The 203-nt window shown below is 70.9% G+C and carries 1 protein-coding gene; it reads right to left on the bottom strand.

What is annotated here, in order from left to right; genetic code table 11:
- Positions 1 to 203, bottom strand: a 203-nt coding sequence (locus EQG76_RS26745) for a hypothetical protein (protein WP_159717959.1), incomplete at both ends; no start/stop codon positions are given.

Below are 203 nucleotides of genomic sequence, written 5' to 3'. Positions count from 1 at the left end.
GGTCGATCGTGGCCAGCCGGACCAGGCGCTTGGCAGTATCGGCGCGCTCCCAGAAAGTCCAGGCCGCGGCGAACGCCACCACCAGTATCACTACACCGACTGCCAGCAGCACCAGCCGGGTGGTCAGGTTGGCCGGCGCCAGCCATTCATGCAGGGCGGCGGGCAGAAGCCGCCTGGGCAGAGCGTTGCCGCCCGGCAGCCGC

Origin of the sequence: Geminicoccus flavidas, assembly GCF_009806515.1 — a bacterium.
Lineage (GTDB): Bacteria > Pseudomonadota > Alphaproteobacteria > Geminicoccales > Geminicoccaceae > Geminicoccus > Geminicoccus flavidus.
This window is presented reverse-complemented; position numbering and strand designations above follow the sequence as displayed.